The sequence below is a fragment of the Klebsiella sp. KE9456 genome, from assembly GCF_043832615.1.
Classification (GTDB): Bacteria; Pseudomonadota; Gammaproteobacteria; order Enterobacterales; family Enterobacteriaceae; genus Klebsiella; species Klebsiella indica.
In genome coordinates this window covers 61,832-87,965 of the sequence record NZ_JBDYQK010000007.1, presented here as the reverse complement: position 1 = coordinate 87,965, position 26,134 = coordinate 61,832, and the positions used below count along the sequence as shown (strand labels likewise).

Below are 26,134 nucleotides of genomic sequence, written 5' to 3'. Positions count from 1 at the left end.
GCACCTTGATCCCGGGCGCAACTAAAGCGGGCGCCTCTTTTAAAAACGTCCGCTATTGTTGCCACCCGATGCACTTTACACGATACGCGCAAAGCCCGCCGCTAAATCATCCCGTAGATCGGTAACATTTTCTAACCCGATATGTACGCGAATCAGCGTACCAGTGAAATCAACGTCAGCATCCGGGCGGATCGCGGCGATTTGTTCCGGCTGGTTGGCTAAAATCAGCGATTCAAAGCCGCCCCAGGAGTAGGCCATGCTGAATAAGCTGAAGTGGTCCAGATAGGCGGAGAGCTCGTCGTCAGTCAGTCTTTTATTGAGCACGAAAGAGAACAGTCCGCTGCTACCGGTAAAATCACGCTTCCAGAATTGATGGCCTTTGCTGCCAGGCAGAGCCGGGTGATTGACGCGCGCCACCTGCGGGTGCTGCGCCAGCCATTCGGCAATATACAGGCTGCTTTCATGGTGCTGACGCAGGCGAACGGCTAAGGTGCGCAGGCCGCGGCTGGTCATATAGGCGGTATCGGCATCAAGCATTTGCCCCATCAGATAGGCGTTTTCCCGCAACTGATCCCAACAGCGTTCATTGGCAACCGCGGTACCGACCATTCCGTCCGAATGGCCAATCAGGTATTTGGTACCCGCCTGAATAGAGATATCAACGCCGAAATCCAGCGCTTTAAACAGCACCCCCGCCGCCCAGGTGTTGTCGATCATGATAATCGCTTCGGGGGCGACACTGCGTACCGCCGCGACGATCGCCGGTACGTCATGCACTTCCATAGTGATCGAGCCGGGAGATTCCAGAAACACCACGCGGGTATTGGGCTGCACCAGACGGGCGATATCACCGCCGATCAGCGGGTCGAACCAACTGGTGGTTACGCCAAGCCTGGCGAGAATTTTGGTGCAAAAATCCTGGCTGGGCTCGTAGGCGGTGTTGGTCATCAATATATGGTCGCCCTGTTCGACAAAGGCCAGAATCGTATTGGCGACCGCCGCCGCGCCGCAGGGGAAGAGGGCACAGCCGGCGCCGCCTTCCAGTTCGCACATGGCTTCCTGCAGTGAAAAGTGGGTCAGGGTACCGCGGCGACCGTAAAACAGTTCGCCTTTGGCCCGATTGCGCGTGGCGTGCTTTTTCGCTTCGACGGTGTCGAAAACCAGCGATGACGCCCGCTGGATGACGCTATTTACTGAACCTTGAGTATATTTTTTGCTGCGTCCGGCGTGAACCAGCGTAGTATCAAGATGCTTATCAGTCATGTTCTGACAACCTATTTTTATACATCTGGACGTCTAAACTAACATGAATACCTGATTGTGTACCGGGCAATGGAGGATACAGGTAAAAATTTTACCAATCCCGGGGTCAGCAGCGTTTTACTATGTCAGCGCAAGGAAAAGAAATCTGATTTGCTGCACAGTGTAAATACTAATGAGAACCACTATCAATTCAATGTCGTTTTGATATTATTGTGCTCAGATTTTGTGATTTACGTCCTGGAGATAGAGTGTGGGTAATAATTTGATGCAGGCGGATCTCTCCGTTTGGGGTATGTACCACCATGCCGACATTGTTGTTAAGATAGTGATGATCGGCCTGATTCTGGCGTCGGTAGTGACATGGGCTATCTTTTTCGGCAAAGGTGCAGAGATCCTCGCCAGCAAGCGCCGCCTGAAGCGTGAACAGCAACAGGTTGCTGAAGCGCGCTCTCTCGACCAGGCCAGCGATATCGCTAACGCTTTCCCGGCCAAAAGCCTGACTTCGCAGCTGATCAATGAAGCGCAGAACGAGCTGGAGCTCTCCGCGGGTTCTGAAGATAACGAAGGCATTAAAGAACGTACCGGCTTCCGGCTGGAACGCCGCGTTGCGGCGGTGGGGCGTTATATGGGCCGTGGTAACGGTTATCTGGCGACTATCGGCTCGATTTCCCCGTTTGTCGGCCTGTTTGGTACCGTCTGGGGGATCATGAACAGCTTTATCGGTATCGCGCAGACCCAGACCACCAACCTGGCGGTTGTCGCTCCGGGGATTGCGGAAGCGCTGCTGGCAACGGCGATTGGCCTGTTTGCCGCGATTCCGGCGGTGGTTATCTATAACGTTTTTGCGCGTATGATTGCCAGCTATAAAGCCTCTCTTGGCGATGTCGCCGCCCAGGTGCTGCTGCTGCAAAGCCGCGATCTTGACCTGAGTGCCAGCGGCGTCAAACCGGTGCGTACCGCCCAGAAACTCCGCGTAGGTTGATGCTTTATGGCGATGCATTTTAACGAAAACCTTGATGATAACGGCGAAATGCATGACATCAACGTGACGCCGTTTATTGACGTTATGCTGGTGCTGTTGATCATCTTTATGGTGGCGGCGCCGCTGGCCACCGTTGACGTGAAAGTTAATCTCCCGGCCTCGTCAAGTCAGCCGCAACCGCGTCCTGAAAAGCCGATTTACCTGTCGGTGAAAGCCGATAAAACGATGTTCCTCGGTAACGATCCGATCACCGAAGAGAGCCTGGTAACGTCTCTGGATGCGCTGACAGAAGGGGATAAAGACACTACCGTGTTCTTCCGCGCGGATAAAACCGTGGACTACGAAACGATGATGAAAGTCATGGATATCCTGCATCAGGCCGGTTATCTGAAGATCGGTTTGGTGGGTGAAGAAACCGTAAAAGCGAAGTAGCGCCCCTTCAGTACGTCTCCCCAGGCTGGCCTTGTGCCAGCCTTTTTCGTTTTTCCCGGCCTGCTTCTGTGGGGAATCTGTTGCTATACCGTTGTTCTGTTGCGATATAATGCCGTCCGTTTTCATTCACTAACGGGATTTTATGGAACGCTTTCTGGAAAATGCTATCTACGCCTCGCGCTGGTTGTTAGCACCGGTCTATTTTGGCCTTTCGCTTGGGTTGATTGCACTGACAATCAAATTTTTTCAGGAGATCGTCCACATACTGCCGCATATTTTTAGCGTCAGTGAGTCGGATATGATTCTGACCCTGCTATCGTTGGTCGATATGACCCTGGTGGGCGGTTTGCTGGTCATGGTGATGTTTTCCGGTTATGAAAATTTTGTCTCACAGTTGGATATTAACGAAGGTAAAGAGAAGCTTAGCTGGCTGGGAAAAATGGATGCCACTTCGCTGAAAAATAAGGTTGCCGCTTCAATCGTGGCGATCTCCTCCATTCATCTGCTGCGGGTCTTTATGAATGCGCAAAATGTCCCGGATAATAAACTGATGTGGTACGTCATTATTCACCTGACCTTTGTGCTGTCGGCCTTTGTGATGGGTTATCTCGATCGTCTGAGCAAAGTGAAATACTGATCTTTGCTCTCCCGACGCCTTTCGGTCGTCGGGTTTTCTTCTGCCTTTTCCCTGGTTTCTGCTTCGCAACGCTGGCGCATGTCCGGGCTTCTGCTTTGCTTAAAGGGGAGCTTAATGACGGAGGAAACGCGATGACACGACTGACGGCCAACGATTTTCCGCAAGAGTTGCTGGCGTATTATGACTACTATGCCCACGGCAAAATCAGCAAACGCGAGTTTATTCAGCTAGCCGGGAAATACGCGGTAGGCGGGATGACCGCGCTGGCGCTGTTTAATCTGCTAAAGCCTAACTATGCTCTGGCGCAGCAGGTGGCGTTTACCGACCCGGATATCCGTCCGGAATATATTCACTATCCTTCTCCTGACGGTCACGGTGACGTGCGGGCATATCTGGTGACGCCGACGAAAATAACCGATAAAGCGCCTGCAGTGGTGGTGGTACATGAGAACCGCGGCCTCAATCCCTATATTGAAGATGTTGCCCGGCGGGTCGCGAAAGCGGGCTATATTGCGCTGGCGCCGGATGGACTGAGCTCCGTCGGCGGCTATCCGGGCAATGATGATGAAGGGCGAGCGCTACAGCAGAACGTCGATCCTGTGAAGCTGATGAATGATTTTTTTGCCGCAGTGGCATTTATGGCGAAGCATCCGCAGGCGACGGGAAAAGTCGGCATTACCGGCTTTTGCTACGGTGGCGGCGTCTGTAATGCGGCTGCGGTGGCCATTCCAGAGCTGGCCTGCGCGGTACCGTTTTACGGTCGCCAGCCGCCGCTGAATGAAGTCGATAAAATCAACGCGCCGCTGTTGCTGCATTATGCCGGTCTGGATCGTGTAATCAATGAAGGATGGCCGGCCTATGAAAAGGCGCTCAAAGAACATAATAAAGTCTATGAGGCTTATATTTATCAGGGCGTTAACCATGGTTTTCATAACGACTCCACGCCGCGTTATGACCAGGCCGCCGCCGATCTGGCCTGGCAGCGTACGCTGGGCTGGTTTGAGAAGTATTTACGCTAACGCGTGAGGCTGAAATAGCGCTACCGCTTGCTCAAAAAATCGCTATATAATTTTTTATATATCGATAGGAGAGTGCGATGGAAAACCATTTTGGTAAAGGCTTAATGGCAGGGCTGCAGGCGTCACATGCTGATTCCGCCAGATATGCGGAAAATTTTTGCTCTGACTATAAACGCGGATTTGTTCTGGGTTATTCACACCGTATGTTTGAAAAAACCGGCGACCGTCAGCTTAGCGCCTGGGAAGCGGGGGTACTTACTCGTCGTTATGGTCTGGACAAAGATATGGTGATGGACTTCTTTAGAGAGGGAAGTTCGTGTACCGCGGTACGCTACTTTATGGCGGGATACCAGTACCGGCCAGGACGCTGAGAACCGGAGGCAAACGCCTCCGGCTGGTAAGGGGCTACGCCTGGCGCTTATCTTCAGTTTGCGTCTCGAAATCGCTGGCGGCATGGCGCTCGTGGAGCTGCTCATTGAGCGGGCCGGAAGTGCGGTTAACGATGCGTCCACGCTGAACGGCCGGACGATTGCCAACATCCTGCGCCCAGCGCAGCACGTTTTTGTAGCTGCTGGTATCAAGGAATTCTGCGGCGTTGTAAACATTCCCCAGCACCACGTTGCCATACCATGGCCAGATGGCCATATCGGCAATGCTGTACTCTTCCCCTGCGACAAAACGACCACGGGCGAGCTGCTTGTCCAGTACGTCAAGTTGACGTTTGGCTTCCATCGTAAAGCGATCGATCGCGTATTCGATTTTTACCGGCGCATAGTTGAAAAAGTGACCGAATCCGCCGCCAAGGAACGGGGCGGAGCCCTGCAGCCAGAACAGCCAGTTGAGGGTTTCGGTGCGGCCTGCCGGATCTTTCGGCAGGAAGAAACCAAACTTTTCCGCAAGGTAGAGCAGGATGTTGCCGGATTCAAAAACGCGGGTTGGCGGGGTGGTGGAGTGGTCCCGGAGGGCGGGGATTTTCGAGTTAGGGTTAACGTCGACAAAACCACTGGAGAACTGATCGCCTTCGCCGATGCGAATCAGCCAGGCGTCATATTCCGCGCCGCTAATGCCTAACGCCAGCAACTCTTCCAGCATGATGGTGACTTTCTGGCCGTTGGGCGTCCCCAGCGAATAAAGCTGAAGAGGATGTGTGCCCACGGGGAGCGCCTGGTCATGCGTGGCGCCGGAGACGGGACGGTTGATATTGGCGAATGTGCCGCCGTTGTTTTGCTTCCATTGCCATACTTTAGGAGGTTGGTAGCTATTCTCTGACATGTTGACCTGCCTTTTTCGTGAAGTCATTGAGGGAGTGTAGCAGGTGCTATCAGATGGGGTTAACAGTATGAGGCGTATTCACATTATGCTCCCCCGTTCCAGATATGTATTTTTTGTTTTCCCGGGGCGGGAGTCATGTTAGTCAGTTAAGCGGATCATCGAGTTTTTATACTGTTACATTGCCAGAGTGAATGCTTTTTCGGGGAATGTTGGTCAGTGGCCTGTTCCGTTCACTGTCAATCTGAGGGTGTTCGTTATACCCGCTGCGTGTGAACGGCCAGGGGGACGTTTCGCTCGTCCCCCTGGACCCCCGGCATGGCGCTGAAACCTGCCGCTGCGCGCTCCGCTTCACTCCGGCTTCATCTGACGGACCGGGTGGGACTCGCCCTTCCAGGGCCAGCGCAAGCGCTGTTCAAAATTGCTCCCGGCAATTTTGTCCCTGTCTCGACCCGCCCTCTGGCCGCCGTCCTGGATGCGCGCCTGCGTTCTCGCCAGGTTTCCTTGATGCGCCCAACCCCCCTGCGGTGAGCCCGCGCTCAATCTGCGACTGCCCGGAAGCTGAGAGTTATCAAAAGCCCTAATGCTGGGCACCTTAACTCACCCGCATCAGACGCGGGGCTGGCCTGTTTACGCCATAATCCGCGCGGCCCACACGCTGATATCATCCCCGCTGCCGAGATCTGCCTGCACCAGACCGTTAACCATAAAGGTCGGCGACACATGAATGCCGTTCTGGCGGGCGTACTTGCAGTGCCATTTGATCGCGTTTTGCAGTTCCGGAAGGGCAAACGCCTCCGCCAGAGAAACGTGGCTATAGCGTTCGATACGCTCAATAATTTGCTGCGGCGTGACGTCCATGTTCGGCCCGCTACAGTGGTCGGTAAACTCAAATTCCTCGCGATGGTCAGCGACGGCTTTAAGCACTTTGTGCGCCTGCTCGCGGCCGTGGGGCAGCGTGGAGGCGGCGAGAATACAGCGCACGATGACACCGGAAAACAGGTGCCAGGGCTGGGACTGAAGGCGAATTTTAACCGTCACGTTATCCGCGCCGACCTCTTCCAGCAGTGCATCAAGCTTATTAAAGGCGCGCACCGAGAAAGGGCAGGTGGGTTCAAGGAAGACCTCGAAGGTGCGTGGGCCATGGCCCCAGACCAGCGGTTGGGCAGTCAAATGTGAAGGTGTGCTCATTGTCGGTTCCTGATGGTTTTTTTATCTCAAATAACGATATCACTTTTGCCTGAAGGTGCAGGTTTATTTTCTTTAAGCGCACGATTAGCGAATCGAATGAGTGGTATCATCATACGACCTCTGTCTGGTAAGTGCCTGCGGCAGGATAAGAAGAGGGAGTTTTGTTCCGCCAACTGCCCGGGCTGCATTAATTGAGGTCAGGCTAAATGAGCAAAGGTTCGACAAGCAGTGACGCCCCGTTTGGTACACTATTAGGCTACGCACCGGGCGGCGTAGCGATTTATTCTTCGAATTACAGTAGCTTAAACCCGCAAGATTATCCGGATGACGCCACGTTCCGTAGCTATATCGGTAATGAATATATGGGACATAAGTGGCAGTGCGTGGAGTTTGCGCGCCGTTTCTTGTTCCTCACCTACGGTTTTGTTTTCACCGATGTCGGCATGGCCTACGAAATCTTCTCCCTGCGTTTTCTGCGCGAAGTGGTCAATGACAATATTCTGCCGTTACAGGCTTTTGCCAACGGTTGCCGTCGCCCGCCAGTTGCCGGTTCGTTGCTGATTTGGCAGAAAGGGGGCGAATTTAAGCATACCGGCCACGTGGCGGTGATTACCCAACTGGTGGGGAATAAGGTCAGGGTTGCTGAACAGAATGTGATTCACTCGCCGTTGCCGCAGGGCCAGCAGTGGACCCGCGAGCTGACGCTGGTGGTGAAAAACGGCATTTACACAATTAAAGACACCTTTGCCGATACCGAAATACTCGGCTGGATGATCCAAACCGCCGATACTGAGCATAGCCTCCCACAGCCGGTTGTACCGGGTGACGCGATGACAATCAAAGGGGCGCGTTTGCCGAATAAAGGCCAGTTCCGCGGCAACTGGCTTAATGAGCATGATTTATTGCAAAAAGCCTATGTGGCAGCCAATGGCCACGTTATCAATAAAGATCCGTATCAGTATTTCACCATGACTGAAAGCGCAGAGCAGGAACTTATCAAAGCGACCAATGAGCTGCATTTGATGTATCTGCACGCCACCGATAAGGTGATGAAGGATGATAGTCTGCTGGCGCTGTTTGATATTCCGAAAATCCTCTGGCCGCGTCTGCGCCTCTCGTGGCAGCGCCGTCGGCATCATATGATTACCGGTCGGATGGATTTCTGTATGGATGCGCGCGGGCTTAAGGTTTATGAATACAATGCGGATTCCGCGTCCTGCCATACTGAGGGCGGCCTGATCCTCGAACAGTGGCTGAAACAGGGGTATTGCGGTAGCGGACACAACCCGGCGGAAAATCTGCTGGATGAGCTGACCGGCGCCTGGAAGCACAGTCAGGCGCGGCCTTTCGTGCATATTATGCAGGACAGGGATCTGGAGGAGAATTATCATGCCATGTTTATCCAGCGTTCGCTGACCGAGGCCGGTTTTGAGAGCAAAATTGTGTACGGTCTTGATGAACTGCGGTGGGATGCCGCCGGGCAATTGATTGATGCTGATGGTCGGCTGGTCAACTGCGTATGGAAAACCTGGGCGTGGGAAACCGCCATTGAGCAGGTGCGTGAAGTCAGCGCCGACGAGTATGCGGCGGTCCCGATCCGTACCGGCAACCCCAATAATGAGGTGCGTCTGATTGATGTCCTGCTGCGCCCGGAAGTCTTAGTGTTTGAGCCGCTGTGGACGGTCATCCCCGGTAACAAGGCGATTCTGCCGGTGCTATGGTCGCTGTTTCCGAATCATCGCTATTTGTTGGATACCGATTTTGTGGTCAACGAGAAACTGGCGGAAAGTGGCTATGCGGTGAAGCCCATCTCAGGCCGTTGTGGCGATAATATCGACCTGATTAGTCCGCAGGAGGAAGTGCTGGATAAAACCAGCGGGCGGTTTGTCGATCGCAAAAATATTTATCAGCAGCTGTGGTGTCTGCCTAAAGTGGATGGCAAATATATCCAGGTTTGCACCTTTACCGTCGGTGGTAGCTATGGCGGTACTTGTCTGCGCGGCGATGATTCGCTGGTGGTCAAAAAAGAGAGCGATATCGAACCGTTAATCGTGATAAAAGACAGCGATAGTCATTCACGCTAACGCCGGATCCGGGCGCAAAAAGCAACGTTCCCGGTGAACATCGCGTGACCGGGGCGTTTCGGTAAAAACAGATAACAAATCACAACAACAAGACAGAAAAGGAAAATAGTATGCACGATCGGCGACTCGCCGCCCGCGCGGGGGAGCTTAAGCCCTCTGCCGTCCGCGAACTCCTTAAGCACAGCAAGTTGCCCGGGGTGATCTCTCTGGGCGGCGGTATTCCGGCCCCGGAGCTGTTTGATACCGAAGGCCTGAACCTCGCGGTGCAGCAGGTGATGAACGGGCGTTTTAACGATGCGTTCCAGTACGGTTTGACCGAAGGTTATCCGCCGCTGCGTCAGGCCGTCAGCGAACTGTGTCAGGCGCGCGGCGTTGCCTGTGCGGCAAGTCATGTCTATATCACTTCCGGTTCGCAACAATCGCTGGATATCGTCGCCCGTACGCTGCTCGATCCGGGCGACGCGATCGTCGTTGAACGTCCGACCTATCTGGCGGCGCTGCAGGTATTCCAGCTGGCGCAGGCCAATATTCTCAGCGTCGATACCGATGATGACGGCATGCTGGTGGAACAACTGGCCGACCTGCTGGAAACCACCCGCGTGAAAGCCGTTTACCTGGTGCCGACCTTCGGCAACCCCGGCGGTAAAACCCTCAGCGAAGCGCGTCGTCGTCGTCTGGTTGAGCTGGCGAAGAAGCACGATTTTGTCATTATCGAAGATGATCCGTATGGCGAAATCAGCTTCACCGATGAAGTTCGCCGTCCGCTGTATCACTACGCGGTTGAGCTGGGATGTGAGGATCAGGTGGTGTACACCTCCACCTTCTCTAAGATCCTCGCGCCGGGTATGCGTATCGGCTGGATCGTGATGCCGGACTGGCTGGCGCAGCAGACGGTGATCGTCAAACAGGCGGCGGATCTGCATACCAATATGCTGTCGCAGGTGATCACGGCGGAATACCTGAGCATGAATCGTCTGGAAAGTCAGATTGCCCTGATCCGCGAAGATTATCGCAAGAAATGCGTGGCGCTGGCCGATGCGCTGGAATCGCGCCTTGGAGAGCATCTTGAATTTAGTCGCCCGAAAGGCGGCATGTTCCTGTGGGCTCGCTTCCGTTATCCGTTTGATACGATGGAATGGATGAAGAAAACGCTGGAAAACGGCGTGGTCTACGTGCCCGGCGAAGCCTTCTATAACGATGACCCGGATACGCGCACGTTGCGTCTGTCTTACTCTACGGTGTCAGAGGATGGCCTGATGACCGCCGTGGAGCGCCTGGCGAAGTCGCTGTAATGACGCTGTTTCGCGCCGTCGGGCGGCGCGAAGATCCTGTCTTTGATTGATCGCGACGATATCACCGATCTCTCGCCCGTCGCTACTGGCGGCGGGCGAGAGAAACGTGGATCGATTCCGTCAGAAATTCACATTAACCGAAACCCAGTAGTTACGCCCTGGGACCACATAGCCCGTGGTGCTCTGGGATGAGGTGAAGTAATCGCCCGCCGTGGTGGTGCCGCCGTTCACAGGGAAGACATGCGTCCGGGTAAAGTCCTTGTCGAACAGGTTATTCACCGCGCCGTTCAGGGTGACGTCTTTCGAGACTTTATAAGAGCCGCCCAGGTTGTAGACGGTCCAGGATTTGAAATAGCCACCAAGGTTGTCATACACCACTTTATTGGCTGCGCTCAGGTTGTCGTAGTTTTGCGTAAAGCGTGCGGTTTTACTCCGGTATTCCACTTTCAGCCACGTAGAAAACTTCTCGTTTACGTTCCAGTTTAACCGGGCGTTTGCCATATGTTTTGGCGTGTTGGTTAATGCCGCACCTTTGTTATTGCCGTCTTTCTGCTCGCTGTCGGTGAAGGTGTAGTTCATATTCAGCGACCAGTCATCAGACCACAGCGGGACCGAGGTACCCAGCTCAAGACCCTGGGTAATTGATTTACCCACGTTGGTATAAGTGCTGGTCGAGCTGTCAATTGTTTCACTGCTGATTTTATTTTTGAAGCGGTTGTGGAACAGGGTGGCATTGGCGCTGAATCCACTGTGGTTTTCGTAATAGACGCCTAATTCGGTATTGACGCTTTCTTCTGGCTTGAGATTTGGATTGCCGATGGTGTTGATGGTGCCCTGGCCGGTCACGCCGCTTATCCCATTGTGCTGTTGCGCCAGCGAGGGGGTCTTATATCCGGTACTCACGCCGCCTTTCACGGTGATCTCGTCAAGGGCATCCCATACCAGATAAGCCCTCGGGCTGACATGACTGCCAAAGGTTTCCTGATATTCATAGCGGGCGCCGTAGGTCAGCGCCAGAGGCTCCAGTAAACGCCATTCGTCCTCGCTGAATAAGGACCATGAATCCTGTTTAAATTCGTCGCCACCGTTGGCAAGGACAATGCCGTCCTTCATGCGCGCATTCCAGTACTGGCCGCCTACCGTCAGCAGATGGCTGTCCCCCAGCGGGGCGACCAGTTTTGAATCCAGAATGATATTGGTATTTTTCAGCTCCCGTTTTTCACCGGCCAGTCCGGAAGCGGCAGGAACAGAGGATGTCGTGATCAGGCGTCCTTTATTCTCGGTTCTGTTCCAGGAGAGCGTTGAGTTGAGAGTACCGAAACTCAGGTAATTATCGCTGCCAAGGGTCAGTTTTCGGCGCTGATAACGCAGAGTGTCTTCATATCCTCCGGAAGAACCAATAGTACCCAGTTGGTTATTCTTGTTGTCGTATGTCTGATTAGCAATTTCGCCGTCCAGCCAGAGTGTGTTCTTGTCGTCGACCTGCCAGAGCAGCTTGCTGCCCAGGGTATAGTTTTCCGATTTGACCGGGTTCGGGCCACGGTTACTGAGTTCGCTGCCGGTTGTGGAAGATTCCACATGCGATGCCTCGCGACGGAAGATATTGCCGCGCAAGGCCAGCCCCAGTTTGTCCTCTATTAGCGCGCCGCTGGAATAGAGTGAGAATTTTGAATTGTCCCCGTAGGTCGTATCTTCCTGGAAGGTATGTTCGAGAGTGGCGGTTCCGGACCATTCCGGGGCGATTTTTTTGGTGATGATATTCACAACACCGCCCATCGCATCCGAGCCGTAGAGTGTGGACATGGGGCCACGGATGATTTCGATACGTTCGATCGCGGACATGGGAGGCATAAAGCTGGTGTTCATTGCGCCAAAACCATTGGGCGTAACGTCCGAGGTTCCGTTTTGGCGTATCCCGTCCACCAGAATCAGCGTGTAACTGCCGGACATGCCGCGAATACTGATATCAAGCCCCCCGGTTTTACCGGTTGTGCTGTTGATGTCTACCCCTTCCACGTCACTGAGGGCGGAGGCGAGGTCGGTGTAATTGCGCTGGCTGAGTTCCTGCTGACTGATAACCGTAATACTGGCAGCGGCTTCACGCAGTTTCTGTTCATACCCGGAGGCGGTGACTACCATAACGTCGTCCGTTTCTGCTGCCAGCACGGAAGGGGCGGTTGTCGTCGCTAAAAGAGGTATTAACATTTTTTTAATCATTTTTACTCCCTATAAGTAATATCCTATTGATAAATATTTATTATTATGAATTGATCTAATTGATGATGTAAATACAAATAAATATCATTTACATTTCTTAACAAAGGGAAGCCGCTAAAATCGCCGCCTGGCGGCGTCGGCAATAATGATGACGGGATAATTTCTCTTGTCCGGCGCCACTATTGCGCCTGCTTTCAGCATAAATCTGTGATTTTTCGGCGACCGCAGGCGGTACTGACGGGCCGTCGTTCCGTATCAGTGGATGAAAAGGTGTAATGAAATATTGCTAAGTGTTTTTAAGGGCAATCGGTAATGGCGAGGGGCTGGAGGGAATCAGATAGTCGTTACTGAACGCCGGGCAGCCGGAATGGTCGTGGCATGGAAACCGGTTTGCAATATGGTGCTCGCAGAGCATGGCGTATTTGGACGTTGTGCAGGTAATTTTAGTAGCGGAGAGGCGAATGCCGATCGGTTCAGCGAGTCATCGATGTTGTCTTCCGCTGCATTTGCCGCCCGGAAGCGCTGACCGCCATCCAGGCGGCCCGTCCTGGATGGGCGTTTGCGTTCTCGCCTGGTTTCCTGATGCGCCCAATCCCCATGCGGTAAGTCTGGGATGAATACCGGTGAATGGCCCTTAACTGACCGGCATCAGGCGGAGGAGCGCTTTTTTATGTCTGCAAAAGCTGGTCAGCGAGGTCAGACCGTTCAGGCTGTTCTCCGCTGCTGAACATTTTCTCAAAATCGGGCGCACTTAGGGGCCGCGCGAAATAATACCCCTGAAAGGCATCACATCCGAGGGTCTTCATGATCAACCACTGCGCTTCTTCTTCTATCCCTTCGGCCAGCACCTGCAACTGCAGTTCTCGCCCCATCCGGATGATATTGCGGGCAATGACTCTCCCTTTTTCTCCTCCCAGGACGGCTTTTACAAAGCTACGGTCAATTTTTATCTGTTCCAGCGGCAACTGTCGAAGATAACTCAGGGAAGAAAAGCCGGTGCCAAAGTCATCCAGTGCAAAACGGAAACCTGAAGCAGCCAGAGTCTCCATTGTGGTCACCACAACCGGCATATCGGTGGCAAACACGCTTTCCGTCAGTTCGAATTTAAGCTGTGATGGATTGATCCCGGCGGACAGCACCGTCTCGATGACATTTTCCGTAAAATCAGTCTCCAGAATATGGTCCGCCGTAAAATTCACGGCCAGAGTCAGGCGCGCCATTTCCGGCCGGCTTTGCCATTGTGTAAGCCGGAAACAGGCTTCCCGGAGCACCCATTCGCCAATCAGCGGCATCAGACCGGCTCGCTGTGCATCCGGAAGGAAAAAATCGGGAGAGAGTAGCCCTTTCTCGGGATGCTGCCACCGCAGTAAGGCTTCAGCGCCGGTAAATCCACCGTCGGCGCTGACCTGTAACTGATAGTAGAGGACAAATTCATTCTGTTTCAGTGCCCGACGAAGTTGTCTTCCGATATCTGTCTGACGGGAAAAATCCGCCTGCAGGGCAGCCATTCCGCCACCCAGCATGACGGTAACCATCATGGCATTTACCCATGAACTGATCTCCCGGAACGCTGTCGGCATAGGGATGGCAAACGGAAAGACCAGCCTGCTGCTGCAGAACACCACGAACATCAGCAGGCTGGCTATGATCATCCCGGCCTGCTGGCGTGACGGGGTTCTCTGGTAATTGATATATCCGACCAGGGCAATGACCAGGAGATAGAGATGGGTCGTTCGGAGAACCTCTTTATTCGGGATATCGAAAAGGAGGCTAAAGAGGCAGACAAAAAGCAGACAAACCAACTGGGCTGCCAGCAGTCCGGCGGAAAAATTTCCCCGACGGGCCAGCAGCCAGCAGGGCAGGATGGCCACCCCCAGTCCCAGAAGGGCAAATGCCAGAGACCAGTAGCCAACCAGTATAAAGACCAGTAGCCAGCCGAGCCCGACGAACGTACCCGCAAGGGATGCCGCCCGGCACAGCAGAAAGAAATACGCCGGTTGCCGTTCTTTTTGGTTCAACATCATGGTAGCGTCCTGTGCAAGGGCTCTCGTCAGGGTATCCCGGCATACAGCACGGTATTTTCCGTATGCGCGGATTGCATCGGCAGATATTCAGTATGCCGACGCGCCACAACGCGCGTATTACGCAGATTTGCGTCTGATTGTCCGGCATTGGGCAGGGGGCATTCGTGTCGCCCCACGCTGTTCGTCTTCGCCACGGTACTGCCCGGCGGTGGTTTTTTAGCCCGTTATGGGCGGCCACAAAATTGCCGGCCAGTGATTGCTCTCCCGGTTAATGTTTTATATCACTGGCGCTGACATTCGGAAATATAAAGCATGATAAAGATACACTTATCGTAGGTAAGCCAGGGATAGCCACAATCAATCCGGTGGTTACCGGGCGTAATATTATTCATATGGTGAAACTGTAATGCACAAAGGAACGGTACTTTGCTTGTTGTTGTCTATCATCCCACTCGCGCACGCAGATTCATCAGGTTTGCCCGCAACCGTTCCGGGCCAGGCAACCCTCTTCAATTTCGCCCCACGGGATGTTCTTCAGGGCCAGGATGGTTTACCGCCGTCCCCCCATGCGCCATTAAAATATGGTGCGCCGGTGCTGCATCTGGATGTTGCCGGCAATGCGGTGGAAGAACATGCCGCCTCAGTCGCCTACTTTAACGATCAATACTGGATGTATGCCGAAAAATGGGGCTGCGGAAAACTGGTGATGTTCAGCGGCAGCATTCCGGGGAAAGGGGGGGCAGAAAAATTGTCTCCCGTGAAAAATGCCGGCCAGTGCGGGCTGGCCGCGTATTCTTCTCCGGATATGACGAACTGGACATTTCAGGGGCTATATCAGCCGGAAGGCATTCGGGGAAGCGCTGCAAAACCACATGTTCTGTGGAGCCAGCCGCTGAAAAAATATGTGATGTGGTTTAAGGCGGGCGATAATTTTGCCAGAACCGGCGGGCTCTATTATGCTCTGGCCGATTCCCCCGCGGGGCCATGGAGCCAGCCGAAAATCGCAACGGGCCCCCATCTTGCTCATGATTTTGATATTACGATCTCGCCTGAAGGCAAGGCTTATATTGTCACGGATGTGTTTTCCGGTCAGTTCGATAAAACCTCGCCGGGAGGCCATAAACCTTTGTGGGATCTCTGGATACAGGCGTTGACCCCGGAACTGACCGGCACCGTCGCGGGGAGCGCGACCCGTATTCTCAAGGCGGCCGATTTTGAAGCCGTCGGCTTATTCACGCATAACGGATACTGGTATATCACCGGTGGGCCGACCTGTGGCAACTGCCAGGTGCCGATCCGCTATCTGTACTCTTCGTCGGTCACGTCCGGATGGACCAATGAACAGGGCGAGACCGGCGACGAACTGAAAATGGGTTCGCTCCTGACACAGGATGGCTGCACAGGGCAAAACAAGGGGGCGGACACGCTGCCTTCCTTATCCGGCCCGGTCATTCTCAGCGCCATCTGGGGATACCGCACCGGTCCGGCGAGCTATGCGCCGAAAGGGCGGGTGGTTCACGGTGACAACAGCCAGGCCATTTCATCAACCTACTGGTTTCCGGTGACCTTTAACGCAAAACATCAGATTGAGAAATTTACCTGCCCTGCTCAGGTGAATATCCCGCTCAACCGGGCTGTCAGTCCGCCGGCGCCGGCGCCCTGGCAACCGGTCTGTCAAATCAGACATGGGAGCGTCGTGAAGCAGACGCTGCCATCGTTAAACCGCTATCACGGCGCGCTTACGCTGAGCCTGTTCCAGAGGACGGATGATGAAGGTCCGCTGAAACAGAATGGCGTGATACTGAATGCGCCCCTGAATGTCGATATTCGCTTCACGGATGGCAGCGAGGTCAGACGGCGAATCCCGGCAACCGGTGTTGCGTTCACACCGCAAGTACAGCCATTCACGCTGTCTGATTCAAAAACAGTGTCAGACATCACGCTCAGTTCAGAAGCCACTAACGGCTGCTATGGCACGGTAGTGGCGCCGGCCAGATCGTCAATGAACCGTTATTCTGTATTGAAAAAAGACGGTGACCAGCATCATGACGGTGTCAGAATGTATACTGGCCCGGACGACAGGGTTCCGTGAGGATGAGTGGTCTCCTTGGCGCGCTTTGTCAGGGGCATATTTTTATTGGCCGGCGAGGATAACGACGTGACGGGCAACTCACGTCATCACCCGCCGGTACATACGACGTGGATGGCCAATTTTGCCGTATTGCATCTCGACGACCAGAAAACCGGCATCCACGCAGTGTTCCAGGTAGCGACGGGTTGTGGTTTTACTCAGCCCCGTTTCATGAACCACTTCATCCACGGAAAAGCAGCGTTCCGTCTCGTCGGTAAATAGCTTTTGCACCAGCGCCAGCGTATTCTCTTCAATCCCTTTGCTGCCGTTATCCTGGCGGTAGTTCCTGGCCTGCAGTTGATAGAGGGAGTCGACGTTTTTCTGGTCGACGATTTTCCATACCCGCTGCTGCTCGGCAAACTGTACAAAACGTTCCAGCGACTGGCTTAATCGCTTCCAGGAGACGGGTTTGAGAATGTAGTCGAATGCGCCATTGCGAATGGCCAGGCTACAGGTATCCATGTCGCTGGCGGCGGTAATAAAAATCACCGAGCAGTTGGTGTGGGCAATAAGCGGATCGCTAATCAACGTAATGCCTTTACCGTCCGGCAGGTAGTTATCCAGCAACACCAGTTGTGGGTGCGTGCTGCTCAGTAATGCCCGCGTTTCGTCCAGCGACGAGGCAATGCCGACCAGCCGCAGGCGTGGATGTTTGCCGATCAGTTCTGCATGAAGCTGCGCAAGCGCGTTTTCATCTTCGACTATCAGCACGTCTATTAATTCATGTTGCATAGTTCTGATCTTCCAGGGTCGTTACGGGGCGCGGTATGTTGCCCGTTTCAGGTATAAACAAAGAAAAAATCGTCCCGTGAGGCGCGTTGCTGGAGACTTCAATCGATCCACCAGCCTGCGTAACATAGCTGGCGATCAGATACAGGCCGATGCCATGATCGCCCCCGCGTTTGGTGGTTATTCCGCGCTCAAAGATACGTTCACGGATTGCCGGATCGATACCGATGCCATGATCCGCCACTTCAATGATCAGCTCTCGCTCATTGAGCAGGATCAGCACTTCCACCGGCGCGTGCGGCGGGGCAGCGCTCTGGGTTGCTTCAATGGCATTGTCCAGCAGGTTGCCGATACTTGAAATCAGTTCCGCTTCCCCCAGTGACCGGCAGGGTTTCGCCATCCGGCACAGCGGGTCAAACGCCAGTTCGACGCCTTTTTCACGGGCGCGCGCCGCTTTACCTACCAGTAGCCCACATAACGTTGGCGAGCTAAAGCGCGACGAGATAAAGTCCAGCAGCTCTTGCGCATGCTCTGAGTGCGCCTGGATATAGCGTATTGCTTCGTCGTAACGCGCCATATGCAGCAGGCCGGAGAGCGTAGCCATGCGGTTAAGCTGCTCATGGCGCATAATGCGCAGATTATCCACATAGCGTTTCACCTGACTGAGCTGCGCGCTCAGGGTGTCGATTTCGTTGCGATCGCGGAAAGTGATCACCCAGCCCTGTAACGTCTCTTCCAGCATAATGCGCACCCGACTGGCGATCACCGTTAACGCGTTGAAGCGGCAAATCTCATCGTGAGTGTCGTTTTGCAACATCAGCGAGCGCGTGAAAAAAGGCACAGGGGTGATTACTTCATTAATGGCCTGCCCACGCAGCGCGCGGGCAGGCTGGCTTAAGCCAAGAAGCTTGCGCGCGGCCTGGTTGATCACCTCAATGCGCAGCTCGCTGTCGACGGCGATCACGCCTTCATAAATGGACTCCATCAGCGCTTTTTGCTGGCGCACCAGCAGGCCGATTTCGCGCGGTTCCAGCGAGAAGATCTGCTTTTTAATCCCGCGGGTGAAATACCACGAAAAGACAAACAGTGCGATCAGCAGCAATATGGCCGCAATAAAGATATTGATCGCTTTGCCAAGGGTAATGGTGTCGAGATAGCTGGTCAGATATCCTACCGACACAATACCCACCACGTGGCCGTTATCGTCAAAAATGGGCGTTTTACTGCGCAGGGAAATGCCTAAACCGCCTTTACGGATCGTGGTGATGCTTTTCCCCTGTAAAACGTCCGCGTTGTCGCCGCCCACCAGTTTTTTCCCCACCATGTCAGGATCGACGGAATGAAATAGATGCAGCCCTTTATTATCACCAATGACAATAAAACTGGCATCGCTATGTATTACGAGCTTTTGCATAAATTGGCTGATGGCTGGAATATCTTTTTTCGCCACGCTCTGGCGCAGGCTCGGAATAATCGCTATTTCCTCAGCCTGAATTTTTGCTCTGGCGCTCATTTCCTGGTATAGCTGGCGACTCATGTCCTGATAATAATAAACGCCCAATAGAACGAAGAGGCCGGAGAAGAACAACACCAGCGAAATAAAAAGTTTAATTTGAAAAGATACTCTCATGACGGTACGCACAGCAGCTAACGATTCGCCAATGTACCATCTTTTTTTGCTGCTGTACGTAGTTTGCTGGAAAGCTGTGATCCCTTGCACAGCAAGCATTTGCGCTAAATAAATGACCTGTTAAATATTCTTTTTGGGGAATGTTATTAACTTGTGTTTCTTTTTTAAAAAACCATAAAAACCACGACAATAATTAAGGTGTAAATCACATAAAATAAAAGAAACCATAAAAGCCATAGGTACCATTAAAACTCTAAATTTATTATGCCGAATCTCACATTTAATGAGCCTTTAGCCCTTTACTCTGTCGGTACAAAATAACCAAGGGGCTTAATTATGAGCACAACTGACGATTCATTTTCTGTTACCTCTGAATCGCTGACGATTCAAAAAAGATCACTTAAGGACAGGTGGTGGCACATTATGGATAGCTGGAAGGTCGGGATTATTCCGCTGCCGTTATTCCTGTTGGCTGGCGCGCTGATTGCCATCGACTGTCTTGGCGGCAAACTGCCCAGTGATATTGTGGTGATGGTCGCCACACTGGCATTTTTTGGCTTTGCCTGCGGCGAGTTTGGTAAGCGCCTGCCCATTGTCGGTAAACTGGGGGCGGCGGCGATCTGCGCGACCTTCATTCCGTCGGCGATGGTCTATTATGGGCTACTGCCGGACGTCGTTGTGGAATCCACGACCAAATTCTATAAATCCACCAACATCCTCTATCTCTATATCTGCTGCATCATTGTCGGCAGCATCATGAGCATGAACCGCACCACCCTGATTCAGGGTTTCCTGCGTATATTTTTCCCCATGTTGTGCGGTGAAATTGTCGGCATGCTGGTGGGTATGGGGGTTGGCCTGGCGCTCGGTATGGAGCCGTTCCAGATCTTCTTCTTTATTATACTGCCGATCATGGCCGGGGGCGTGGGGGAAGGCGCGATTCCGCTGTCCATTGGCTATGCCACCATTCTGCATATGGATCAGGGCGTTGCGTTGGGGCGTGTCTTACCGATGGTGATGCTCGGCAGCCTGACCGCCATCATTATCTCCGGTTGCCTGAATCAACTGGGTAAACGCTTCCCGCATCTGACGGGGGAAGGCCAATTGATGCCGAACCGTGATAACGGCGACGCTCAGGTTTCGGCGGCGCCGGCATACTCTGGAAAAACTGACGTCACCACTATCGCGGCGGGCGCGCTGCTGGCGGTACTGCTGTATATGATTGGTATGCTCGGCCACAAATTGATTGGCCTCCCGGCGCCGGTTGGCATGCTGTTCGTCGCTGTGCTGATCAAGCTGGCGCACGGCGTCTCTCCGCGTCTGCTGGAAGGTTCTCAGGTGGTGTACAAATTCTTCCAGACTTCGGTCACCTATCCCATTCTCTTCGCCGTTGGCGTGGCGATTACGCCGTGGGAAGAGCTGGTTCACGCTTTCACCATCGACAATCTGCTGGTGATCGTGAGTACCGTTTCCGCACTGGTTGCGACTGGCTTCTTCGTAGGTAAAAAGATCGGCATGCATCCTATTGATGTGGCTATCGTTTCCTGCTGCCAGAGTGGTCAGGGCGGTACAGGGGATGTTGCCATTCTGACCGCGGGCAACCGCATGAGCCTGATGCCATTTGCACAGATTGCTACCCGCATTGGTGGGGCGATCAACGTGTCGGTATCGCTGCTGATCCTTGGCAATTTCCTCGTCTGATTAAGCATTACAGGAACTGATATGAAACTCGCAAGCTTTATCCATCAGGGGAGTCGTAGTTACGGCATCGTCAAGGCTGATGGCATGATCAATCTGGGGCAGCGTCTTGGCAACCACTATGGCGATCTGAAATCACTGCTCGCCGCCGGCGCGCTGAATGAGGCGCAACGGTTAGCTGGCGAAACGCCGGATATCCGCTTTGACGATCTCGAATTTCTGCCGGTGATCGAAAACCCAGGGAAAATTCTTTGCGTGGGTATGAACTATGCCGAAAAGCGCAAAGAGTTTGATCAACACAACCCGGCGCCGACGCTGTTTGTGCGCTTTGCCGACTCGCAAACCGGGCACAACGCGCCGGTGCTGAAGCCGCGTCACTCCAGTGAGTTCGATTACGAAGGCGAACTGGCGGTGATCATCGGTAAAGGCGGCGAGGACATCTCCCGCGAGACGGCGTTAAGCCATGTGGCCGGTTACAGCTGCTATATGGATGGCTCGGCGCGCGACTGGCAGCACACCTGGTTTACTGCCGGTAAAAACTGGCGGCAGACCGGCGCGTTCGGCCCATGGATGACCACCGCCGATGAGATCCCGGATCCGCATGCGCTCGCCATCCGCACCTGGCTGAATGGCCGCATGGTCCAGGATGACAACACCGCCAGCATGATCCACAAGGTGGCCGAACTTATCGAGTACATCAGCACGTTCACCAGTCTGACGCCAGGGGATGTGATTATCACCGGTTCGCCGGGCGGCGTGGGTAAAAAACGCAATCCGCCGCTGTTTATGAAAGCGGGCGATCGCATTGAAGTGGAAATCGAACATATTGGCCACCTCAGCAATGTGATTATCGATGCGCCAGCCCACGCGCTGACGACGGCGCACTAAGGACGAAGGCTACACCATGCAAGCACGACCTCCCATCGACTTCCGCGTAGCGGAAGTCAACGGCAATACTCAACGGCTGGCCGCTGTCCGCACGTTGCTGGCAGACAGTGGTTTAGGTATGGACAGCGATATCACCACGTTTGTTGAAGCCTGGTCGGGAAACCGGCTGGTGGGGTGTGCTGGCCTTGCCGCCAACGTTATCAAGTGTGTGGCAGTGGATGAACAGCTGCGCGGTGAAAACCTCAGCGCGCAGTTGCTGGCGGAAGTCGAGTACCTGGCGCTGGCGCGCGGTCATCTGCATCTGTTCTTGTGTACCCGCCCGTGCAACCGGGAGCGCTTTCAGCGCTGCGGTTTCTGGCCGATTGCGCAGAGCGGCAACAACGCCATTCTGATGGAAAACACGCCCACGGGAATTCAGCGTTACTGCCGCGCTTTGCAGGCTGAACGCCTGCCGGGAAAACGGATCGGCGCCATCGTGATGAACGCCAACCCCTTTACCCTTGGACATCGCCATCTGGTTGAACAGGCGGCGCGATCCTGCGACGGGCTGCATCTGTTTGTGGTGCGTGAAGACGCTTCGTTCTTCCCTTTTGCCGCCCGGTTAAAGATGGTGAAAGCAGGCGTGGCGCATCTGACGAATGTCACCGTGCATGAAGGCTCGCAGTACATCATTTCCCGCGCCACCTTTCCGGCCTATTTCCTGAAAGAGACCGGAAAAGTGCAGCAAGCATGGAGCGAGATCGATCTGCTTATCTTCCGCAACTATATCGCCCCGGCGCTGGGCATTACGCATCGCTTTATCGGTAGCGAGCCGTTCTGCGATATCACCCGCCAGTACAACCAGACTATGCATCAACTGCTGGCGGGCGTCGTGGAGGTGGTGGAGATCCCTCGCATCAAAGCCACCGGCAGCGCCATCTCCGCATCGGAAGTGCGGCGTTTACTGAAAACACACCAGTTTTCCCGTATTCGGGAAATTGTACCGGATACCACTTTCGCGCATCTCGAATCCCATTACAGCGCGGAAGTTGCTTAAAAATCAGGAATATTATTATGAAAATTGTTAGGGAGGCGCTGGCAGGGACCCTGGAGTCCAGCGACCTGATGGTAAAAATAGCCCCTGCGGAAGGCGAACTTGATGTCGTCGTGCGCAGCGAAGTAATTAAGCAGTTTGGCGAGCAGATCCGCCAGGTGGTGAACGCCACGCTGCGGGCGATGGATGTCCACCAGGGCTTAATCATCATTGAAGACAAAGGCGCGCTGGATTGCGTGATCCGCGCCCGTCTGCAAAGCGCCATTCTGCGCGCATCTGAGGCCACGGAAATCGACTGGGGGAAACTGCTATGAAAAAGCTTCGTCGTAGCATGCTATTCCTGCCAGGCGCTAACGCCGCCATGCTCTCCACCGCCTTTATCTATCGCCCGGATTCGATCATGTTCGATCTGGAAGATGCGGTCGCCCTGCGTGAAAAAGATACCGCGCGTCTGCTGGTCTTCCATGCATTGCAGCACCCGATGTATCAGGATATTGAAACGGTGGTGCGTATTAACCCGCTGAATACGCCATTTGGCTTGCCGGATCTGGAGGCGGTGGTGCGTGCCGGCGTGGATGTGGTGCGTTTGCCGAAAACCGATACCCCGGAAGATATCTACGAACTGGAACGCCATCTGGAACGTATTGAACTGGCCTGCGGTCGTGAAGTGGGTTCCACCCGCGTGATGGCGGCGATTGAATCGGCTGTCGGTGTCATAAACGCGGTGGCGATCGCCCGCAGTTCTCAGCGCCTGATTGGTATCGCGCTGGCCGCTTTCGACTACGTGATGGATATGCAAACCGAACGCGGCGATGGTACGGAGCTGTTTTACGCCCGTTGCGCCGTGCTGCACGCCGCCCGCGCCGCAGGTATTGATGCTTTCGACGTGGTGTGGTCAGACGTTAATGACGAAGCGGGTTTCCTGCGCGAAGTCGAGCTGGTGCGCAAGATGGGCTTTAACGGTAAATCTTTGATTAATCCGCGCCAGATCGACCTGCTGCATAACGCTTATGCACCAACCCGGCAAGAGGTCGACCACGCTAAATTAGTTATCGAAGCGGCAGAAGAGGGCGAACGCAACGGCCTCGGCGTGGTGTCGCTGAACGGCAAAATGATCGATGCCCCCATTATTAATCACGCGCAGATGGTGCTGGAACGTGCGGCTGCGTCCGGCGTGCGTCGTTAAGGACTGAACAATGAATCAAACAGAGCTTCTTCACGTTAATTTTCCCCATCTGCGTAATTTAAAACCCTTTGAGAGCGCACATACCGCGACGCCATGGCTGGCGGACATAAACAGTAAACACACGCGTAAATTGTGCGCCTCGCTGGAAGACGCCATCGCGCGTTGCGGCCTGAAAGATGGGATGACTATTTCATTCCACCACGCTTTCCGCGAAGGGGACCGGGTGATCAATAACGTGGTGGCGACGCTGGCGCGGCTGGGATTGAAAAACCTGACGCTGGCTTCCAGCTCGCTGATGACCTGCAATGATGCGTTAATCGCGCATATCCGCAGCGGCGTGATCTCGCGGATCTACACCTCCGGGATGCGCGGCAAGCTGGCGGAAGCGATCTCTCACGGTTTAATGGCGGAGCCGGTTCAGATTCACTCCCACGGGGGGCGTGTGAAACTGTTGCAGGATGGTGAGCTGAACATTGATGTCGCGTTCCTTGGCGTACCGTGCAGCGATGAGTTTGGTAACGCCAACGGTACGCAGGGGAAATCCGCCTGCGGTTCGCTGGGTTATGCGATGGTGGACGCGCAGTTTGCCAAAAAAGTGGTGTTGCTGACCGAAGAGCTGGTGCCATACCCGAATATGCCAGCCAGCCTGCGGCAGGATCAGGTCGATCTGATCGTGCAGGTGGAAAGCGTCGGCGATCCGGCCAAAATCAGCGTTGGCGCGGCGCGCGTCACCAGTAACCCGCGTGAATTGATGATCGCCCGTTACGCGGCGGATGTCATCGAGCACTCGGGCTATTTCAAAGATGGCTTTTCCATGCAAACCGGTTCCGGTGCGGCCGCCACGGCGGCGACGCGTTTTATGGAAGAGAAGATGGAGCGCCACGGCGTGAAAGCCCGTTTTGCCCTTGGCGGCATCACCGGCAGCCTGGTGGATCTGCATGAAAAAGGGCTAATCGAAAAGCTGCTTGATACCCAGTGTTTCGACGGCGAAGCGGCCGCTTCGTTGCGTCGTAACCCGAATCACGTCGAGATCTCCACCAATGTTTACGCCAACCCCGCAGGTAAAGCCGCCAGTTGCGATCAGCTGGATGTGGTGATCCTTAGCGCGCTGGAAATTGATGTCGACTTTAACGTTAACGTGATCACCGGTTCCGATGGCGTCATGCGCGGCGCATCCGGCGGCCACTGCGATGTTGCCGCTGCGGCAAACCTGACGATTGTGGTCGCGCCGCTGCTGCGCAGCCGTATTCCGACAGTGGTAAAACGCGTAACCACGCTGCTGACGCCAGGGGAAAGCATTGACGTGCTGGTGACCGACCACGGGATTGCCGTCAATCCGGCGCGCCCGGATATCCGCGAACGTTTACTGGCGGCCGGGCTGAAAATTGTGGATATCGAAGCCCTGTATCAGCGCGCTATCTCCCTGACCGGCGAGCCGAAACCGATCGCCTTTACCGACCGTATCGTCGGGGTGATCCGCTATCGTGACGGCAGCGTTATTGACGTTGTCCGCGAGGTCAAAGAGGAAAATTAATGACCACACTGATGCCCGTGGGAGCGGGCGTCAGGCTGACTGGTTCACGTTGAGAGGTTAACTAATGGCTGGTTTGCTCGCGACTAAATCCTCTACTACTGATGTGCCTGCGCTTGCTGCGCAGGCGCTGCGCATCGAGCTGGATTTAACCCCAAAGCCGGGACTGGTGGACAGGGAGAATAATGGTTCGCATCGTGATATGGATCATGCACTGTTTGTAAAGAGCATTGTCGCGATTACGCCGTGGTTCACGGAGTTTTTCCGGGCCGGAGAGGCTTATGCGCAGAAGGCGGCCAGCGACCAACTGAGGTTGCTGCGTCCGATGGGCATCGCCTGTGAGCAAGCGATGTTTGCGGCAACAGGAGGCGTGAATACCCATAAAGGCGGTATTTTTTCTCTTGGCCTGCTCTGCTTCGTGGCTGGACGTGTGCAGGGGCAGGGGCGGTTTGTCAGCGCTGATGCGCTCTGTCGGGAAGTCAGTGATATCTGCCGTGGGCTGGTGGCGCGTGAACTGGCCGGGCGTCCGCAGGCGACGACGGCGGGGGAAAAACAGTTTCGCCAGTATGGGCTGACGGGAGCGCGCGGTGAAGCTGAGCGGGGGTTTAATACGGTGCGTCGCGCGATATTGCCGTTCTGGCATCAGGAGCAGGGAGAGCGACGGCTGCACAATGCGCTGCTGCGGCTGATGGTCGCTAACCGCGACAGCAATCTGGTATCGCGTGGCGGCATTGTCGGGCTGCGTTATGTGCAGGATTACGCGACGAGATTGCTGGCAATGGGCTGGGATAACGCGGCGTTGCGCGAAATGGATAATGCGTTTATCGCCCGGCGACTCAGCCCCGGCGGCAGCGCGGATTTGCTGGCAGTCGCCTGGGTACTTGCCGGGCTGTAACCA

22 protein-coding genes and 1 pseudogene are annotated in these 26,134 nt (G+C 54.5%); 16 read left to right on the top strand and 7 right to left on the bottom strand.

From position 1 onward, the window contains the following. Window positions 1-75: 75 nt before the first annotated feature. A complete protein-coding gene (metC, locus tag ABK821_RS08950; protein WP_138362529.1) occupies window positions 76-1,263 on the bottom strand; it encodes a cystathionine beta-lyase in 1,188 nt (395 codons plus the stop codon). A gap of 250 nt (window positions 1,264-1,513) precedes the next feature. Between metC and exbB the strand changes: the two genes are divergently transcribed. The 5 genes from exbB (at window position 1,514) to ABK821_RS08925 (ending at window position 4,704) form a co-directional block, all read left to right on the top strand. Continuing rightward, window positions 1,514-2,245, top strand: a complete 732-nt coding sequence (gene exbB / locus ABK821_RS08945; protein WP_395033923.1) for a tol-pal system-associated acyl-CoA thioesterase — start codon at window positions 1,514-1,516, stop codon at window positions 2,243-2,245. 6 nt (window positions 2,246-2,251) lie between these two features. Continuing rightward, window positions 2,252-2,677: a TonB system transport protein ExbD gene (exbD, locus tag ABK821_RS08940; RefSeq protein WP_138362531.1), complete on the top strand. Its 426-nt coding sequence runs from the start codon at window positions 2,252-2,254 to the stop codon at window positions 2,675-2,677. Window positions 2,678-2,819: 142 nt separating this feature from the next. Further along, window positions 2,820-3,314: a TIGR00645 family protein gene (locus ABK821_RS08935; RefSeq protein ID WP_138362532.1), complete on the top strand. Its 495-nt coding sequence runs from the start codon at window positions 2,820-2,822 to the stop codon at window positions 3,312-3,314. 131 nt (window positions 3,315-3,445) lie between these two features. Beyond that, window positions 3,446-4,333 (top strand): YghX family hydrolase, encoded by an 888-nt coding sequence (yghX, locus tag ABK821_RS08930; protein ID WP_138362533.1) that lies wholly within the window; start codon window positions 3,446-3,448, stop codon window positions 4,331-4,333. 77 nt (window positions 4,334-4,410) lie between these two features. Continuing rightward, a complete protein-coding gene (locus tag ABK821_RS08925) occupies window positions 4,411-4,704 on the top strand; it encodes a DUF2623 family protein (RefSeq protein ID WP_138362534.1) in 294 nt (97 codons plus the stop codon). Between the two features lie 34 nt (window positions 4,705-4,738). Here the strand turns inward: ABK821_RS08925 and yghU are convergent, their stop codons facing one another. Both yghU and ABK821_RS08915 read right to left on the bottom strand, forming a co-directional pair. After that, window positions 4,739-5,605, bottom strand: a complete 867-nt coding sequence (gene yghU / locus ABK821_RS08920; protein WP_142502686.1) for a glutathione-dependent disulfide-bond oxidoreductase — start codon at window positions 5,603-5,605, stop codon at window positions 4,739-4,741. Window positions 5,606-6,232: 627 nt separating this feature from the next. After that, window positions 6,233-6,793 carry a thioredoxin gene (locus tag ABK821_RS08915; protein WP_308560606.1) on the bottom strand — a complete coding sequence of 187 codons (561 nt, stop codon included), beginning with the start codon at window positions 6,791-6,793 and terminating at the stop codon, window positions 6,233-6,235. On the opposite strand from ABK821_RS08915, the pseudogene ABK821_RS08910 reads away from it, so the two are divergent. The 3 genes and pseudogenes from ABK821_RS08910 (at window position 6,793) to ABK821_RS08900 (ending at window position 10,169) form a co-directional block, all read left to right on the top strand. Continuing rightward, window positions 6,793-6,924, top strand: a pseudogene (locus ABK821_RS08910) (hypothetical protein). The gene ABK821_RS08915 and the pseudogene ABK821_RS08910 overlap by 1 nt on opposite strands. A gap of 75 nt (window positions 6,925-6,999) precedes the next feature. After that, window positions 7,000-8,877, top strand: a complete 1,878-nt coding sequence (gss, locus tag ABK821_RS08905) for a bifunctional glutathionylspermidine amidase/synthase (protein ID WP_308560608.1) — start codon at window positions 7,000-7,002, stop codon at window positions 8,875-8,877. Between the two features lie 110 nt (window positions 8,878-8,987). Continuing rightward, window positions 8,988-10,169 carry a PLP-dependent aminotransferase family protein gene (locus ABK821_RS08900; RefSeq protein ID WP_138362538.1) on the top strand — a complete coding sequence of 394 codons (1,182 nt, stop codon included), beginning with the start codon at window positions 8,988-8,990 and terminating at the stop codon, window positions 10,167-10,169. A gap of 120 nt (window positions 10,170-10,289) precedes the next feature. Here the strand turns inward: ABK821_RS08900 and ABK821_RS08895 are convergent, their stop codons facing one another. Both ABK821_RS08895 and ABK821_RS08890 read right to left on the bottom strand, forming a co-directional pair. Beyond that, window positions 10,290-12,374, bottom strand: coding sequence for a TonB-dependent receptor (locus tag ABK821_RS08895; RefSeq protein WP_343177993.1), 2,085 nt, complete (start codon window positions 12,372-12,374; stop codon window positions 10,290-10,292). Between the two features lie 680 nt (window positions 12,375-13,054). Then, window positions 13,055-14,410 (bottom strand): EAL domain-containing protein, encoded by a 1,356-nt coding sequence (locus ABK821_RS08890; protein ID WP_343177994.1) that lies wholly within the window; start codon window positions 14,408-14,410, stop codon window positions 13,055-13,057. 406 nt (window positions 14,411-14,816) lie between these two features. Between ABK821_RS08890 and ABK821_RS08885 the strand changes: the two genes are divergently transcribed. After that, window positions 14,817-16,502, top strand: coding sequence for a family 43 glycosylhydrolase (locus tag ABK821_RS08885; protein ID WP_343177995.1), 1,686 nt, complete (start codon window positions 14,817-14,819; stop codon window positions 16,500-16,502). 78 nt (window positions 16,503-16,580) lie between these two features. Here the strand turns inward: ABK821_RS08885 and ABK821_RS08880 are convergent, their stop codons facing one another. Both ABK821_RS08880 and ABK821_RS08875 read right to left on the bottom strand, forming a co-directional pair. Next, window positions 16,581-17,273 carry a response regulator gene (locus ABK821_RS08880; RefSeq protein ID WP_343177997.1) on the bottom strand — a complete coding sequence of 231 codons (693 nt, stop codon included), beginning with the start codon at window positions 17,271-17,273 and terminating at the stop codon, window positions 16,581-16,583. Continuing rightward, window positions 17,263-18,900, bottom strand: coding sequence for a sensor histidine kinase (locus ABK821_RS08875; RefSeq protein WP_142502681.1), 1,638 nt, complete (start codon window positions 18,898-18,900; stop codon window positions 17,263-17,265). The genes ABK821_RS08880 and ABK821_RS08875 overlap by 11 nt, the downstream gene beginning before the upstream one ends. 336 nt (window positions 18,901-19,236) lie before the next feature. On the opposite strand from ABK821_RS08875, the gene ABK821_RS08870 reads away from it, so the two are divergent. From ABK821_RS08870 to citG, 7 genes are all read left to right on the top strand, one after another. Next, window positions 19,237-20,601 carry a 2-hydroxycarboxylate transporter family protein gene (locus tag ABK821_RS08870; protein WP_138362544.1) on the top strand — a complete coding sequence of 455 codons (1,365 nt, stop codon included), beginning with the start codon at window positions 19,237-19,239 and terminating at the stop codon, window positions 20,599-20,601. Window positions 20,602-20,622: 21 nt separating this feature from the next. Next, complete coding sequence (locus ABK821_RS08865; RefSeq protein WP_138362545.1) at window positions 20,623-21,486, top strand: fumarylacetoacetate hydrolase family protein; 864 nt, start codon at window positions 20,623-20,625, stop codon at window positions 21,484-21,486. A gap of 16 nt (window positions 21,487-21,502) precedes the next feature. Continuing rightward, window positions 21,503-22,522, top strand: coding sequence for a [citrate (pro-3S)-lyase] ligase (citC, locus tag ABK821_RS08860; protein ID WP_308560612.1), 1,020 nt, complete (start codon window positions 21,503-21,505; stop codon window positions 22,520-22,522). Between the two features lie 17 nt (window positions 22,523-22,539). After that, a complete protein-coding gene (citD, locus tag ABK821_RS08855; protein WP_138362547.1) occupies window positions 22,540-22,833 on the top strand; it encodes a citrate lyase acyl carrier protein in 294 nt (97 codons plus the stop codon). After that, window positions 22,830-23,705, top strand: coding sequence for a citrate (pro-3S)-lyase subunit beta (gene citE, locus ABK821_RS08850; RefSeq protein ID WP_138362548.1), 876 nt, complete (start codon window positions 22,830-22,832; stop codon window positions 23,703-23,705). Before citD ends, citE begins: the two co-directional genes overlap by 4 nt. A gap of 10 nt (window positions 23,706-23,715) precedes the next feature. Further along, on the top strand, window positions 23,716-25,239 hold the full coding sequence (gene citF / locus ABK821_RS08845) for a citrate lyase subunit alpha (protein WP_138362549.1): 1,524 nt from the start codon (window positions 23,716-23,718) through the stop codon (window positions 25,237-25,239). Between the two features lie 64 nt (window positions 25,240-25,303). Then, window positions 25,304-26,131, top strand: coding sequence for a triphosphoribosyl-dephospho-CoA synthase CitG (gene citG, locus ABK821_RS08840; RefSeq protein ID WP_343177998.1), 828 nt, complete (start codon window positions 25,304-25,306; stop codon window positions 26,129-26,131). Window positions 26,132-26,134: the final 3 nt, after the last annotated feature.